Source organism: Reichenbachiella sp. MALMAid0571 (assembly GCF_040151475.1).
Classification (GTDB): domain Bacteria; phylum Bacteroidota; class Bacteroidia; order Cytophagales; family Cyclobacteriaceae; genus CAXBNB01.
This window is the reverse complement of the sequence record NZ_JBDKWG010000150.1, coordinates 1-15,240: the sequence shown is the minus strand read 5'-3', so window position 1 is coordinate 15,240 and position 15,240 is coordinate 1. Positions and strand designations below refer to the sequence as shown.

The following is a 15,240-nucleotide window of genomic DNA, read 5'->3' as shown; positions in this document are numbered from 1 at the left end:
AAGATCGCTTCGTTCCTCGCGATGACGGATAATTCATATTTCACCATTTTAAGATATCTTCATATAAATCTTTCCAGTTAGGATTGAAACTATTGATCAAGTCTAATTTTTTCTTTCTTGATCCTGCTTTCAATTGCTTTTCTCTGTCAATTGCCTCTTCGATAGAATGGAAAGTCTCGTAATAGACCAACCAATCAACATTGTATTTTGCAGTAAAACTTTTTGGATGAACTCTGGTTTTATGTTCATACACACGAGATTGCAAATCAGATGTCACTCCGGTATAGAGAACCTTTTTGTTTTTGTTGGTTAGAATATAGATGCATCCACCTTTTTCCATAGACTAAAAATAAGTTCAATCCGAATGAAATACAACAGCCAAGAACTCCACGTCATTGCGAACGTAGTGAAGCAATCTGTATAAGATACCTCGATGGGTTTAGGTGAAAGATCGCTTCGTCGTGCCTCCTCGCAATGACGGGTAATTCTTACTGACCACTTTGAGAAACCATTAATTCAAGTCTGGGTTGAAATGATTAATTAAGGCTAATTTGCTTGTCACTTTGCCTATTTCTTCCTCAGCATAGGATTTAGCTCTTCGTCGTTGTACATTTTCATTTGGCGATAGACTTTGATCTGGCATTTTCCTGTGGCTATTTCTTCTAATAAAGCATCAATGGCATTGGAGAGGTCCTTGTATTGTTCTTCCAATACATCCACTTTCTTTTTGCATTTTTCAAAATGCGCAGGGCTTATACCTTCTCTGTTTAGTTCTTCTTTGAAGTGGTACAATTTCAAATTGAGAATGGAAAGCCTGTCCATCGCCCATCCTGGAGTTTCGGTATTCACTCTGGCATCAGGTGATATTTTCACATGTCTGTATTGTGCAAAAAGAAAGTCTTCGAATTGTTCTACAGTATCTGTTCTTACCTGATTCGAAGCATCAATATCACGCTTGATTTTCAAGGCATCAACAGGATTGATATCTACCATTCTGATCAGGTCTTCCATGTGCCATTGTACAGTATCTATCCAGTTTTTGGCAAAAAGAATATGTTCAATACTTCCTTTTTCATACGGATTAGGGCAAGGAGTATTTATATCATCTTTAATATGATAGATGTTTATGCTTTCCTGAAAAATTGTATTGAATAATTTACTGTTGATGACCATAGTGATGCTTCAAAAATTGAATCGCAAAACTATGCAATGACTCCTGTAATCACAATTGAATGTAAAAGCATCTAGGGTTTACTAAAGCTTCATCAATTCCCTTTGGGTACCTTGCTGACATCCAGCGTAGCACTATTGGATTCTATGGCAGCTACATTAAAAAAGCCCTGAGCTACCTTTGTTGCGTTTGGGTTGGAACTCACTATGTTTGTAGGCACATTGGACAATGGCTGAGCAAACAACTCTCCGAAACCACCTGGTCTGTCTGTCTGAACACGCACGTTGGTTAAAAAATTGAATGCATCTTCACTTATGGAGTGTATTTCTACTTTTAAGGCATCTCCATCTTTATATGGAGAAACAAACTCGTCATTAGCATCTTCATCAAATGGATTGACGGCATTTCTGATCGGAGGGATGAATATTAAATTGTCCAGCCCCCCACCTTTGTTGAACCCTGCATCGTAAGCGATATTCATCTCGGAAGGTTTGCTTAGTAATTCACCATTTTTATAGGATTTGATCCAGTATGTATTTCCTTCTCCTTCTATATCTCTCGACCAAAATTCTCCTAAATAGCTGTCAGGGAAAAAAGTGTCTTCTGGTTCGAATTTAAAAGTAACACTGTCAACAGTTGGTACTTGATTCATTTGAGTGACAGAGGTAAATTCTTCTCCATTAATATTTACTGCCAGGGTATATTCTGAACCAATAGTTCCAAAGACTTCACCATCTGGAGGTGTCCAGATGTAAGTTCCATTGTCTGTGTGGACAAAGTCGAAAGTATCTGCTCCATCGGTTACAGTTACCTGGGCGTCAGTTATGCCGGTTGGTTCATTGCTATCAAAATAGTTTTGACTCCAGGTGAGTATTATTTTCTGATTTTCTGGCAGGTTGTTGAGCCATGCATCTACTACAATCACCGCATCCGAATCAGGTAAGTCGATATCTATTTTGTCGTCACAAGAGATGAAAAGTGCTGTCAAAGAAATTATGGAGAATATAAATAACTTTTTCATTTTTTCTAGAATTTAAAATTGTAGGAAATGGAAGGAATCAATGAACCCAGAATGGAAACCTGCCTGCCTTCTGTTGTAATGGCTTGTCCCAGTGCCCGTCGTGTGTCTTCCTGAGTGAAATAGATGGAGAATGGATTCTTACGTCCATAGGCATTGTAAACAGAGAATACCCAGAAGTTTTCGTTCTTTCTTGGTTTTCCATTTCTTAATTTTTTGCCCTGAAGTGTTGCTGACAAGTCTAGTCTATGGTAGGAACCTATCCTGACATTGTTTCTTGAGCCCTCAGCATTGTATGGAATAACCATTCCCTGCACTTCGATCCTGTCAGATGGAAATGTAGTTGGTGTTCCGGTGATCAGTGTGAAAGTTGAAGAAAACGACCATCTTCCGGGCGTTTCATAAAATGATGTAATTTTTAAATTGTGTCTTTGATCATATCTGGTAGGATACCAGTTGCTATTGTTTATACCATCAACCTTAAGTTCAGTTTTGGCAAGCGTATAGCTTACCCAGCCATTGACTTTACCAACTTTCTTCTTGACAGAAAATTCCAATCCATAAGCCCGGCCGATACCAGTAAGCAGATCTCCTTCTAAAAATTCATTGATCAGAATATCAGCTCCGTCTATATAGTCAATCTGGTTATTGGTTTTTTTGTAGTAGGCTTCTACTGATGTTTCTATGTTGTTGTCGTTTCCGAAATTTTTGAACCATCCTACCGCAATCTGATGTCCGGTTTGTGGTTTCACATTGTTGCTACTTGGTATCCAGATATCCAATGGATTTGAGGCGGTGGTATTTGAAATCAGGTGAACATATTGACTGGTTCTGTTGTAGCTGGTTTTGAGTGAAGTAGAATTATTCAATTGGTATTTGAATGAAAATCTGGGTTCCAGATTGTTATACGATTGAATTGTTTCACCACTTTCGGCTTTATATTCATTTATAACATTTCTTCTCGTTCCGGCAGGTTGCTCATCAAACTCAAAATAAGTGCCCGGGCCAATGTATTGAAAATGAGAAAAACGGGCACCATATTGAATAGAAACGCTAGATCCTAATTGTTGTACATTTTCAATATAAGTGGATGTTTCCACAGCATATTTTTGATCTATAGTAATGTCCTGTACTTCACCGTTGCTTACTCCTACGGCGTTGGCAGGCTCAAAGCGGTACAACAAAAATTCCCCTCCAAAACTCAATTCGTTTTGAGGATTTATAAAATAAGTAAATTCGGGTTTTAAATCATAAGTGAAAATTCTGGAACTCCAATCAAACCGATCCAATTCATCTTCTCCAAAAGCCAGTTGGTAGTCATAGTCGCTGAAAAAACCTGTGATATTTGAAAAAAGACGGTCATTAAAAATATGATTCCAACGAGTGGTGAGTGTTCTATTTCCCCAATTAAATCCCTGCTGGGCATCAAACTTAAAATTGTCTCGACCTAAATACCCTGAAACAAACACCCTGTTCTTCTTATTGATATTATAGTTGGTTTTTAAAGTCAGGTCGTAAAAATTCAAGGCCGCCCCATCGTCTAATACGTCGGTTGTCAGTTTGGTCAATACATCAATATAAGACCGACGTGCCGCCAGGATGAAGGATGCTTTATCTTTTACTATGGGGGCTTCTATTGCCAACCGACTAAAAATTGTTCCAATTCCACCTGTGGCTTCAAACTCCTTATTATTTCCGTCTTTCATTCTTATATCCAGAATGGAAGAAATTCTTCCTCCGTATCTTGAGGGAATTCCTCCCTTGATAAGTTTGATGTCCTTAACTGCATCTGGATTGAAAACAGAAAAGAAACCCAGCATGTGTGACGAATTGAAAACAGGAGCTTCATCTAAAAGGACGAGATTTTGTCCTGTGCTTCCACCCCTCACATTAAATCCAGAGGCTCCTTCTCCTACAGTTGATACTCCCGGCAATAATTGAATACTTTTCAACACATCCACTTCCCCTAGTAGTGGGGGGATTTTTTGCATGGTCTTCATATCCATTTTGTCTGCACTCATTTGTATTCCGGAGACATTCACATCTTCCGGTTCACCAGTCACCACTATTTCTTCGAGTTGCTTGCTGGCATTGTTCAGTTCTATATCTATTCTTTGATTGGCTTCAAGGTTTAGTTTTCGGATTTCCGTTGCATAACCAATGTATCTGTATTCAACCTCGTAAATTCCCGGACTAAGAGAAAATGAGTAAAAACCATACACATTGGTGACAGTTCCGGATTCAAGTTCTTTGACATACACAGTAGCACCTATCAAATCCTCTCCATTGGAGGAATCCTTAATATAGCCACTGATGGTTACTTGTCCCTGACCAATTGCAATCGTATAGCTTAGGACTAAAACTAAAAAAAGTGAAAAGATTTTGTTCATTTTGGAAAGGTGGTGAGTAAGATTTATAAATCTATATATTACTGATTTGATGAATTCAAAGAGGTGAACGTATGTTGTTTGTAGTAAGTTGATTTTTTTATTGAAAAACAAAGCTAGTTGTGGAAGGCTGAATAATTAAACAATCTTACATTTTAGTTGAATGAGATTTTGGCTTTCAATTTATACGGGAAAGAACGCAAACAGTAAGAGCAAACCGAAATTGTAAACAGACCTTTCTATATTGCTTTTCAAAACTAAAAAAGCTACTACCTTTACATCCGATTAAGTCCTTCATGACAATTTGTCCCATTAGTTTGGTTGGTTCGAATGTTGTAAGGTGAACTACCCAAATAAATTGAAAATTAGTAGAATCAATATATATGTTTAATTCGATTGCTAAAGGTATTGCGAAGGTTTTTGGAACCAAGGCAGACAAAGATTTGAAAGAACTGGTTCCTTATGTAGAATTGGTAAATACCGAATATACAAAATTGAGTTCGATCACAGATGATCAACTTAGAGACAAGACCCGTGAACTGAAGAGTGAAATCAATGAAGGGCTAAAATCTATAGATGATAAAATAGCCGAACTTCACAAAAGAGTAGATGAAAATCCGGATCTTGATATTTCCGAAAAAGAAGAAGTTTTTGGAGAAATAGACAAACTGGAAGAGAAAAGAGATGAGGAACTCGAAGTAATCCTGTTGAAGATATTACCCAGGGCTTTTGCTGTAGTAAAAGAGACCGCAAGAAGGTTTACAGAAAACAAAAAATTGACTGTTTCTGCTACAATGGAAGATAAGCAGTTGGCAGCTAACAAAGCTCATATTGAAATCCAGGGAGATACCGCTATATGGCATAACAAATGGATGGCTCACGGCACGGAGGTTGAGTGGAATATGATTCACTATGATGTACAGCTCATTGGAGGTGTGGTATTGCATCAGGGAAAAATAGCCGAAATGGCAACTGGTGAAGGAAAAACGCTTGTTGCTACATTGCCTGCCTACCTAAATGCCTTGGCAGGCAGAGGAGTACATGTGGTAACAGTGAACGATTACCTTGCAAAAAGAGATTCGGAGTGGAATGCACCAATATTTCAATTCCATGGGTTGACTGTTGCATGCATTGACAACTTTCAACCAAATTCACCTGAAAGAAGAAATGCATATAAGTGTGATATCATTTATGGAACCAACAACGAATTTGGATTTGACTACCTGAGAGACAATATGTCTCGTGATCCCGAAGAACTTGTGCAAAGGAAACATCACTTCGCAATGGTGGATGAGGTCGATTCGGTTTTAGTAGATGATGCCAGAACACCGCTGATCATATCCGGCCCTATTCCAAAAGGAGATGAGCATGAATTTTACGAATTAAAACCTCGTATAAGTAAACTGGTAGAAGCTCAGAAGAAACTGGTATCTCAATATTTGATTGAAGCTAAAAAGCTCATTAAGGAAGGAAATGAAAATGATGGAGGGTTGCCTCTGTTCAGAGCGTACCGAGGACTTCCTAAGTACAAACCCCTGATCAAATTCCTTAGTGAGACGGGTATGAGACAGATTCTTCAAAAAACAGAAAATTTTTATCTTCAGGACAATCAAAAAAATATGCCTGAAGCAGATGAGCCTCTTTATTTCACCATTGATGAAAAGCACAATAGTATAGAACTAACAGAAAAGGGAATAGATCTGATCACAGGAGAAGGGGAAGATTCATCCTTCTTTATCATGCCCGATATAGGTATTGAAATTTCTAAACTGGAAGAGGATAGTTCTTTGTCAGAAACAGAAATGTTGACTCAAAAGGAAGAAGTCATAAAAGATTATTCTGTAAAAGCTCAAAGAATTCATTCCATAAATCAACTATTGAAAGCATATACTCTGTTTGAGAAAGATGTGGAATACATCGTAGTTGATGGTAAAGTGAAAATAGTTGATGAGCAGACTGGCAGGGTGATGGAAGGTCGTCGGTATTCTGATGGTTTGCATCAGTCTATTGAGGCAAAAGAAAACGTGAAAGTTGAAGATGCTACTCAAACCTACGCTACAGTCACGCTTCAAAACTACTTTAGAATGTACCACAAACTATGTGGTATGACAGGTACTGCGGAAACCGAAGCAGGAGAATTTTGGGAGATATATAAACTCGATGTAGTAGTAATACCAACAAATCGTCCAATTACCAGGAGTGATATGGAGGACAAAGTTTTCAAAACAATGCGTGAAAAATTCAACGCTGTTGCGGAAGAAATCTTAGAGCTAACCAGAAAAGGACAGCCTGTGTTGGTAGGTACCACTTCTGTAGAAATATCAGAGTTGATCAGCAGGATGCTGGATATGAAGGGAATTAAACATCAGGTGCTAAATGCGAAGCAACATGCCAGGGAAGCTGATGTGGTTGCTGTAGCAGGTCAGCCAGGGACAGTTACAATTGCCACAAACATGGCGGGTAGGGGAACCGATATTAAGCTTACTCCTGAATCAAAAGCAGCAGGAGGGTTGGCAATCATAGGTACTGAACGTCACGAATCTCGTCGTGTTGACCGTCAGTTGAGAGGGCGTGCGGGTAGGCAGGGAGATGTTGGGTCTTCCCAGTTTTTCGTTTCGCTGGAAGACAACCTTATGCGACTTTTTGGTTCGGACAGGATTGCAAAAATCATGGACAGACTTGGCCTTGAAGAGGGTGAAGTAATCCAACATAGCATGATCACCAAGTCAATCGAAAGGGCTCAGAAAAAAGTTGAAGAAAACAACTTTGCGATGAGAAAAAGGCTATTGGAATATGATGATGTTATGAACTCGCAACGTGATGTTATCTATACCAGAAGAAAAAATGCACTGTTCGGGGAAAGACTTGATCTTGATATTCTGAACATGATGTACGATACTTCAGAAGATTTGGTAATCAATGCCAAAGCAGCATCTGACTATGATAGCTTCAAGCTAAATTGTTTGAGTGTGTTGGGTTTGGATGTGAAAATTTCTCAAGAGGAATTTACATCAAATTCGGAAGCACAATTGTCCGATAAATTGTACAACGATGTATTAAGTCAGTATCACAATAAAAACAAAAGAGTTGCTGACCAGTCGTTACCGGTATTGAAGAATATTCAGTTGACCAGAGGTGCTACTGTTCAGGATGTAATGATTCCCTTTTCTGATGGCAAAAAGCAAGTAGGTGTAGTAGCCAATTTGGAAAAATCCGTTAAAACCGAAGGAAAAGAGGTAATTAAAGCGATGGAAAAAATGATTGCTCTGGCGATCATTGATCAAAGTTGGAAAGAACATCTACGCGAAATGGACGATCTGAAACAATCAGTTCAAAATGCGGTGTATGAACAAAAGGATCCTCTTCTTATTTATAAATTCGAATCTTTCGAACTGTTCAAGAGGTTTATAGCAAAGGTGAATGAAGACACCATTTCATTCCTGATGAAAGCTGTAATACCCATAGAAAACCCAGACGAAGTTCATGAAGCAAAGCAGCAAAAGTCGAAGCAAAATTATAGCGAGTCTAAAGAAGAAAGCAGATCTTTGCTGAGTAGAAGAGAAAACAATCGGCCACCTGTTGAAAGAAGTGCTCCTGTAAAATCGGAAAAGATATATGGCAGGAATGACCGTGTCAATGTTCAGTATTCGGATGGTACGGTTAAGGAAAATGTGAAGTTTAAATCTATAGAGGAAGACTTGAAAAACAATAGCTGTGTTATTCTGGAATAAAACATATTTAAAAGTCAGTCTGGTAGTTTGCTTTGCGGCTACAATCTATTCTTGTGCGCCCTCTGCTATCAAGAGCGTTACAACTACTACCACTTATGAGGAAGATATTTCTATTTATAGGAACAAATACACTGAACCGAATTATTCATTTGACGACAATACTGGGGGTGATCAGGTCATTCTAAAACCGATGGTTGAACCAACCCATCACATAAAAAGTGAATTGGATAGTGTTTTACTCAGAGTGAAGAAATCTAAAGAGAATATTAAGTTTATCAATGGGCTTAGTATTCAGGTTTACTCTGGAAACGACAAGGAAAAAGCATACGAAATAAAGAAGCAAATTTATTCAATATCCGATCAGTACAGCCCTTTGGTGACTTACGATCAGCCAAACTACAAAGTAAGTGTAGGAGAGTATTATACCAGAATGGAAGCCAACAAGGATTATAATATCTTAAAATCCGAATTTGCCCAGTCATTACTGGTACCAATTAGAATTCCCATAGAATCAAAGAACTAATGCCATTACTGGAAAAAATTAAGGAGATTTCGACCAATTTTTTTGAAGAAACACAAAAGAATAGAAGACATCTTCATGCTAATCCTGAACTATCTTTTGAAGAATACGAAACAAGTGCTTTTGTTGAATCGAAGCTCAGGGAATGGGGGATTTCGTATAAAGCGGGAATAGCGGGAACAGGTATTGAAGCGATTATTGAGGGAAAAAATCCTAAGAAAAAAACAATTGCTTTGAGAGGTGATATGGATGCTCTGCCCATTACGGAAGAAAATGAGAAACCTTATAAATCTAAAAATGAAGGAGTGATGCATGCTTGTGGGCATGATGTACATACTTCTTCTCTACTTTCATCTGCCTATATTTTAAATCAGGTAAAAGGAGAATTTGAAGGAACAGTCAAGTTTATATTCCAGCCTGGAGAGGAAAAAATTCCTGGTGGAGCTTCCCTCATGATTAAGGAAGGAATATTGCAAAATCCTGTTCCACAAAGTATTTTCGGTCAACATGTGATGCCATTGATCCCTGCAGGTAAGGTAGGTTTTAGAAAAGGCATGTACATGGCCAGTGCTGATGAAATATATGTAACCGTGAAAGGAAAAGGCGGTCATGGTGCATTGCCGGATATGAACATCGATCCCGTTTTGATCGCATCACATATCATTGTAGCACTTCAGCAAATCGTCAGTCGTGTGGCAGATCCAAAGACACCCACTGTGTTGTCATTTGGCAAAGTGACAGCCAAGGGTGCTACCAATGTAATCCCCGATAAAGTAGAGCTGGAAGGAACGTTTCGAACCCTTGATGAACCGTGGCGTGCCAAAGCACATGAAAAGATGAAGAAATTGGCGGAGGGCTTGGCGGAATCAATGGGTGGCAGCTGTGATTTTGAAGTCCGTAGAGGATATCCATTTTTAAAGAATGAACCCGAACTTACGGCCAGATCAATTGAAGCAGCGAAAAAATACATGGGAGAAGAAAATGTGGTGGATCTTGATATATGGATGGCGGCAGAGGATTTTTCATATTATTCTCAGGAGGTAAATGCTTGCTTTTACCGACTTGGCACTCGAAATGAAGCCCAAAATATAGTTTCCGGAGTGCACACTCCCACTTTTGATATAGATGAATCTGCTTTGGCATTTAGTCCAGGCCTTATGGCCTGGTTGGCAATAAGTGAATTGAATTCATAAAATTTTTCTGCAAAAAAACTGGCGGTTTTTATTTAGATTAATTCTAAATAGGTACTTTTGTGGAATGAAGATTTCCGAGCATTTTCACAATTCGTTTTTTCACTGTGAAGCAGAGGACGGTTGTGTGTTCAAAAAATGCTGTGAGAAGTACAAAAAGGCAAAAAAGAAAAAGTGTAAAAGCTGTCCTAAAAGATAATGTTTAGTCAGAATCATAAAGAAATAGAGCGTTCTCCTGAGCAAATTTATAGCACAAACTCATGTGCATCTTACCAGTGTGATGTATCTAATGCATTGTACCTTGACATATTTGGAGAACGATTTCAATTGAATGTATGTACCTTGATTTCATTCAGAAAAAAGCTTTTTGATGTAAATCTGGAGTCTTTACTTCTTGATTCAAATTCTGCTCCATTAGAAATATTAAACTTACATTGTGTAGATAAGCTCTTTGTTTTATCTATTGATGAAATAATTGAACTTAGAAATCTTATGGAAGGAACGTTTGCAATGCTTCAGCTCAATAGTATAATTCATCAAAGCATTCATCGAAGTACTCTTGTCTAGCCTTCTTTATTTGTATTTGGATTGATTTTAAATTAACATTTGTTCAAACCTTTTAGAGTCGAATGTAGTAAATTTAAGTATCTAAAATTACTATTATGAAAGACTTGATAAGACAAAAAATAGCAATAAGTGATGAGATTGCCTCTTCACTAAAAAAACAATTACAGTTAGAACTTCATTCTTCAAATTCCTATTTATCTATGGCTGCCTGGTGTGATATCAAAGGATATACCAACAGTGCCGGGTTTTTCTATAAGCAGTCAGAGGAAGAGCGTGAGCATATGCTCAAAATATACAAATATTTGATTAAAATGGGGGTACAGCCCTCTGTCCCTGCTTCTAAAGAAGCTACTTTGGATTTTGATTCTGTTCGTAGTGCATTTGAGGAAGCTCTGAATACAGAAATAGCTGTTACGGAATCTATACACAGAATCTACAGTCAGTGTCGCATGGCCAATGATTTTGCTACCGAAGAGTTTATGCGTTGGTTTGTCAACGAGCAAATGGAAGAAGAATCGACAGCACGTGACATTCTTGCTCTTTTTGATAACTTTGGTAGTGATGCTACCAGCCTTATGCTTGTTGACGAGCGGATCAAAGAAATTACAGCTTAGTTGACTTTCAAACCTGCCCCACACCTTAGGGCAGGTTAAAATCTTTTTTGCATTCCACAGCTAATAAATTTTACAAACTTTCCTTACAAATTTTTATTCAATAGGCTTTATACTATACCTTTATCTCATTAATTAAAGAGACAAAGAGACGTGGATTTGCTAAACCTAAATAAGCTAAAAGAAATCTTATCGGGCTACCTGAAAGTAAAGATCGAGTTGCTTAAACTGGATCTTACAGAACACATCTCTAAAATCTTATCTCAGGTGATTGCCTTTCTCATTATTTTTATCATCGCCATGTTTGTCTTGGCATTTGCAAGTTTTGCGTTGGCCAATTTCCTAAATGAAATATGGGGAAATACTTATGGCGGTTATTTGGTGCTTGCTGGTGTATATACTATGCTTCTTTTGGTCATTTTATATTTCCTGAAATCAGGAAAAATGAAACAATATTTAGAGTCAAATATTGTGGGAGGAATCTCAGATGAAGGGCATGAGTGACCAGGGGAGTTCCATATTGTCAAAAAAACGACAGGCACTCATTAATAAGGAGAATAGGTTGCTGTCTGAAATCGAAGGAAGCACTACGGCTCTTAATAAATCATTGAATAAAACCCTGAAAAGATCACTTTTGGTGGGTGGTGCTTTGGTTGCTGGTTATGCCGTTTTCAAAATAATAAGTGGAAAAGAAAAGCCTTTAAAAAAAGATAAAAAATCAGTAGAGAAGTTGACTCACAAAACCAAGTCTATGAATCCGGTTCTTGCATTTCTAATCAAAAATAGTCTTGCTTTATTGATTGATTCATTAAAAAACAAAATGATAAAATGACCGCTGGTAATATACTTTTAGAACTGATTGATAAAAAAAAGAATGGAATAAAATCGTTTGCTGTTTTAATCGACCCGGATAAGGTTGACGATTTGAGTAGTGTAATAAAGCTGGTAAACCTCTGCGTAGAGAATAAAGTTGATTACATCTTTGTCGGAGGGAGTCTCATTGTGAATGATAACTTCAGCAATGTGATTTCAACGATAAAGTCAAACAGCAACATCCCCACAATTATATTTCCGGGAAATAATATTCAAATAGACCCTTCTGCTGATGCCATATTATTTTTATCGCTCATTTCCGGTCGAAACCCGGATATGTTGATAGGGCAGCACGTGCTTTCAGCACCGATCCTCAAGCGCAGCAAGTTGGAAGTGATTCCTACGGGTTACATGTTGATTAATTCCGGAAATCAGACCTCAGCAAGTTATATGAGTAATACTACTCCTATTCCGGCAAACAAGCCTACCATCGCATCTAGTACGGCTATGGCAGGAGAGATGCTGGGTTTACAAATGATTTATTTGGACGCTGGTAGCGGTGCTCATGAGCCTGTTTCACAGAAGATAATTTCTAATGTGAAAAGGTGTATCGACATTCCGTTGATCGTAGGTGGTGGCATCAATTCTGTTGGAAAAGCCAACAATGCTATAGAAGCAGGTGCGGACTTAATAGTAATAGGAAATGCGATTGAAAAAAATCAAAGTTTGTTGATAGGTGTTTCTGATAAAATTAACTCGATGAACAGGGCACTAAACATTCATTAGTGTTTCCCTTCTTCTCATTTTACCGGCTGGAATCCCAAACATCATTTTGAAACGTCGGCAGAAATAAGCAGTATCTTTGTATCCTACTTCCTTTCCGATTTCTCGTATGCTTTTCTTAGATGTTCTGAGCATATTCACTGCCATTTCCATACGCTGATATTCGATATAGTCTTGAGGGTTAATGCCTGTGAGCATTTTGAAATACTGACCAACATAATCTTCTGAAACATTGGCGACATCCGCCAATATTTTATTTGATAGATCTTCGTTGAGATTCTTTTTGATATATGCAAAAATGTCAATTAGCCGAGGATCTTTGAAGTAAGTAGAGTTGGTTGCGAACTGTTCTACAAACAAACCTTTGTTTAAAATGTGTCGGATAATCTCAACTACCAAATGATCGGTCTCTAGTTTTACAACCCTGCCCTTTCCTGCAAACCCTGAATACATTTCTGATACCACTTCTTTCACTATTGATATCAATTTATTGTTACCTTTGATGATAAAAGGAGGAATATCTAAGGAGGCAAAGAAATTTACTGTGTCAAAAACTTTGGCATCAAAGTTTATAAAGCTCACATTGTCGTTTTCTGATTTGGGAACGATTTTATCAGCATTTTGGAAAAATTTGTCTCTGTTGTTAATAAAATCGTCATTGGAAAGACTTGTGGCTGTTCCTTTTCCATAGGTAATGGAAACCATCTTGCCCCCGGGAATAAAAAGAATTTCATTCTCATTAACCACTTGTTTGTCTTTACCGAACCTTACTTCACCTTTATGGACAAACAGAACCACATTTTCTACATCATAATAGTTCTCTATTGTCAATGGCTTCAGAATATCAATATTTTTTGCACTGATAAATCTGACGTTTAAAGATTCTATTATTTTATTATAGTCTTCCATTAATTTTTATAAATAATCTCTGAATTTTCAATAAAATCAGCCCAATTTATTGTATAAATCTAATATAATATCAATTCAATACAAAATATTGTATGTGAAATTATACATAGCGGTTTTTTGATTATTTCAATAATTCTCTCGCTATTACCAGTTTTTGTATTTCCGAAGTACCTTCATATATCTGGGTGATTTTGGCATCACGCATCATTCTTTCTACATGAAATTCTTTTACAAAGCCATATCCTCCATGAACCTGAACAGCTTCAATGGTAGTATCCATGGCCGTTTTTGAGGCAAAAAGCTTTGCCATAGCTGCGGCTTTTACAAAGCCTTTTCCCTGATCTTTTAGTTGAGCAGCTTGTATGCACAACAATCTGGCAGCATCAATGTTAGTAGCCATATCTGCTAGCTTAAAAGAAATACCCTGATGTTGAGAAATTTCTTTTCCGAAAGCTTTTCTTTCCTTGGAGTATTTTAAGGCAAGTTCATATGCTCCCGAGGCAATTCCCAAAGCTTGAGATGCAATACCAATACGACCTCCGTTTAATACTTGCATGGCAAATTTAAAACCGAACCCATCTTCTCCTATTCTATTTTCCTTTGGGACTTTTACATCGGTAAACATCAAAGAGTGTGTATCCGAGCCTCGGATGCCAAGCTTGTCTTCTTTTTTTCCAACGACAAATCCCTCCATTCCTCTTTCTACAATCAGGCAATTTATTCCGTTGTGTCTTTTTTCGGGATTGGTTTGAGCCATCACGAGATATATTGAGGCACTATTACCGTTTGTGATCCAATTTTTGGTTCCATTCAACAAATAATGGTCGCCTTTGTCTTCGGCTGTAGTATGTTGCGAAGTAGCATCAGAACCTGCTTCCGGTTCTGATAAACAGAAAGCACCGAGAATTTCTCCTGTTGCCAGGCGTTTGAGGTATTTTTCTTTTTGATCTTCTGTGCCGTATTTTTCCAGTCCCCAGCATACCAGAGAGTTGTTTACCGACATAACTACTGCACAGGAAGCATCCACTTTGGAAATTTCCTCCATGGCCAGCACATAAGAAACAGTATCCATACCGCCTCCATTATATTTGGGGTCAACCATCATTCCTAAAAAACCGAGATCAGCCATTTTTTTGATTTCCTCTTTAGGAAAGGTTTGACTGTTGTCTCGATCTATTACTCCTGGCAGTAATTCAGATTGGGCAAATTCACGAGCAGCCTCTTTCACAGCGAGTTGCTCTTCTGTAAAATTAAAATTCATTTTTGGATTTGGTAATGTTGTCTTCAAATCTAAAATAAAAAAGGGATTTGATTATTATACCAAATCCCTTTTCATCAATTTCCTGTGTGCATGTTAATCTCTACCTCCGAGAAATAACATCACAAAATACAATAACTGCGTAATAACTAAGCATTCGTGCGGCCGATAGGCCAAGCATGAATGTAGTGTTGAACGAACCGTAGTTGGTATTTGGCAGATAGTCTTATGGGTTTTTCGGTCTGTGGATTTGGTTGACCTGTAGATTTAAGTAGGTCTTTG

General features: G+C 37.8%; 14 protein-coding genes. 8 read left to right on the top strand and 6 right to left on the bottom strand.

Features of this window, described 5'->3' with window-relative positions; translation table 11 throughout:
- Window positions 1-40: 40 nt before the first annotated feature.
- From AAOP42_RS21305 to AAOP42_RS21290, 4 genes are all read right to left on the bottom strand, one after another.
- Entirely contained in the window at window positions 41-340 is a 300-nt protein-coding gene (locus AAOP42_RS21305) for a GIY-YIG nuclease family protein (RefSeq protein WP_349530614.1), read from the bottom strand.
- Between the two features lie 227 nt (window positions 341-567).
- A complete protein-coding gene (locus AAOP42_RS21300; RefSeq protein WP_349530613.1) occupies window positions 568-1,173 on the bottom strand; it encodes a DUF4254 domain-containing protein in 606 nt (201 codons plus the stop codon).
- 92 nt (window positions 1,174-1,265) lie between these two features.
- Entirely contained in the window at window positions 1,266-2,192 is a 927-nt protein-coding gene (locus AAOP42_RS21295; RefSeq protein ID WP_349530612.1) for a DUF4249 domain-containing protein, read from the bottom strand.
- A gap of 5 nt (window positions 2,193-2,197) precedes the next feature.
- On the bottom strand, window positions 2,198-4,579 hold the full coding sequence (locus AAOP42_RS21290) for a TonB-dependent receptor (protein WP_349530611.1): 2,382 nt from the start codon (window positions 4,577-4,579) through the stop codon (window positions 2,198-2,200).
- A gap of 380 nt (window positions 4,580-4,959) precedes the next feature.
- Between AAOP42_RS21290 and secA the strand changes: the two genes are divergently transcribed.
- The 8 genes from secA (at window position 4,960) to AAOP42_RS21250 (ending at window position 12,794) form a co-directional block, all read left to right on the top strand.
- Window positions 4,960-8,307, top strand: coding sequence for a preprotein translocase subunit SecA (gene secA / locus AAOP42_RS21285; RefSeq protein ID WP_349530610.1), 3,348 nt, complete (start codon window positions 4,960-4,962; stop codon window positions 8,305-8,307).
- A complete protein-coding gene (locus AAOP42_RS21280; protein WP_349530609.1) occupies window positions 8,291-8,830 on the top strand; it encodes a hypothetical protein in 540 nt (179 codons plus the stop codon). The genes secA and AAOP42_RS21280 overlap by 17 nt, the downstream gene beginning before the upstream one ends.
- On the top strand, window positions 8,830-10,020 hold the full coding sequence (locus AAOP42_RS21275) for a M20 metallopeptidase family protein (RefSeq protein ID WP_349530608.1): 1,191 nt from the start codon (window positions 8,830-8,832) through the stop codon (window positions 10,018-10,020). Before AAOP42_RS21280 ends, AAOP42_RS21275 begins: the two co-directional genes overlap by 1 nt.
- A 195-nt stretch (window positions 10,021-10,215) precedes the next feature.
- Entirely contained in the window at window positions 10,216-10,584 is a 369-nt protein-coding gene (locus tag AAOP42_RS21270; protein ID WP_349530607.1) for a hypothetical protein, read from the top strand.
- 95 nt (window positions 10,585-10,679) lie between these two features.
- Window positions 10,680-11,198 carry a ferritin gene (locus tag AAOP42_RS21265; RefSeq protein ID WP_349530606.1) on the top strand — a complete coding sequence of 173 codons (519 nt, stop codon included), beginning with the start codon at window positions 10,680-10,682 and terminating at the stop codon, window positions 11,196-11,198.
- Window positions 11,199-11,354: 156 nt separating this feature from the next.
- Window positions 11,355-11,699: a phage holin family protein gene (locus AAOP42_RS21260; protein WP_349530605.1), complete on the top strand. Its 345-nt coding sequence runs from the start codon at window positions 11,355-11,357 to the stop codon at window positions 11,697-11,699.
- Window positions 11,692-12,027, top strand: coding sequence for a hypothetical protein (locus AAOP42_RS21255; RefSeq protein WP_349530604.1), 336 nt, complete (start codon window positions 11,692-11,694; stop codon window positions 12,025-12,027). The genes AAOP42_RS21260 and AAOP42_RS21255 overlap by 8 nt, the downstream gene beginning before the upstream one ends.
- Window positions 12,024-12,794 (top strand): phosphoglycerol geranylgeranyltransferase, encoded by a 771-nt coding sequence (locus AAOP42_RS21250; RefSeq protein WP_349530603.1) that lies wholly within the window; start codon window positions 12,024-12,026, stop codon window positions 12,792-12,794. The genes AAOP42_RS21255 and AAOP42_RS21250 overlap by 4 nt, the downstream gene beginning before the upstream one ends.
- Here AAOP42_RS21250 and AAOP42_RS21245 read toward each other — a convergent pair.
- Together AAOP42_RS21245 and AAOP42_RS21240 are read right to left on the bottom strand one after the other, a co-directional pair.
- The gene (locus tag AAOP42_RS21245) at window positions 12,780-13,700 is read right to left on the bottom strand and encodes a helix-turn-helix domain-containing protein (protein WP_349530602.1); all 921 of its coding nucleotides are present in this window, start codon (window positions 13,698-13,700) and stop codon (window positions 12,780-12,782) included. The two genes, AAOP42_RS21250 and AAOP42_RS21245, sit on opposite strands and share 15 nt — an antisense overlap.
- A 121-nt stretch (window positions 13,701-13,821) precedes the next feature.
- On the bottom strand, window positions 13,822-14,961 hold the full coding sequence (locus tag AAOP42_RS21240; protein WP_349530601.1) for an acyl-CoA dehydrogenase: 1,140 nt from the start codon (window positions 14,959-14,961) through the stop codon (window positions 13,822-13,824).
- Between the last annotated feature and the right edge of the window lie 279 nt (window positions 14,962-15,240).

Bases quoted from the DNA above. Each gene is read 5' to 3' on its own strand.
- AAOP42_RS21240 (WP_349530601.1), bottom strand. From the start codon at position 14,961: ATGAATTTTAATTTTACAGAAGAGCAACTCGCTGTGAAAGAGGCTGCT.
- secA (WP_349530610.1), top strand. From the start codon at position 4,960: ATGTTTAATTCGATTGCTAAAGGTATTGCGAAGGTTTTTGGAACCAAG.
- AAOP42_RS21245 (WP_349530602.1), bottom strand. From the start codon at position 13,700: ATGGAAGACTATAATAAAATAATAGAATCTTTAAACGTCAGATTTATC.
- AAOP42_RS21255 (WP_349530604.1), top strand. From the start codon at position 11,692: ATGAGTGACCAGGGGAGTTCCATATTGTCAAAAAAACGACAGGCACTC.
- AAOP42_RS21275 (WP_349530608.1), top strand. From the start codon at position 8,830: ATGCCATTACTGGAAAAAATTAAGGAGATTTCGACCAATTTTTTTGAA.
- AAOP42_RS21270 (WP_349530607.1), top strand. From the start codon at position 10,216: ATGTTTAGTCAGAATCATAAAGAAATAGAGCGTTCTCCTGAGCAAATT.
- AAOP42_RS21290 (WP_349530611.1), bottom strand. From the start codon at position 4,579: ATGAACAAAATCTTTTCACTTTTTTTAGTTTTAGTCCTAAGCTATACG.
- AAOP42_RS21250 (WP_349530603.1), top strand. From the start codon at position 12,024: ATGACCGCTGGTAATATACTTTTAGAACTGATTGATAAAAAAAAGAAT.
- AAOP42_RS21295 (WP_349530612.1), bottom strand. From the start codon at position 2,192: ATGAAAAAGTTATTTATATTCTCCATAATTTCTTTGACAGCACTTTTC.
- AAOP42_RS21305 (WP_349530614.1), bottom strand. From the start codon at position 340: ATGGAAAAAGGTGGATGCATCTATATTCTAACCAACAAAAACAAAAAG.
- AAOP42_RS21265 (WP_349530606.1), top strand. From the start codon at position 10,680: ATGAAAGACTTGATAAGACAAAAAATAGCAATAAGTGATGAGATTGCC.
- AAOP42_RS21300 (WP_349530613.1), bottom strand. From the start codon at position 1,173: ATGGTCATCAACAGTAAATTATTCAATACAATTTTTCAGGAAAGCATA.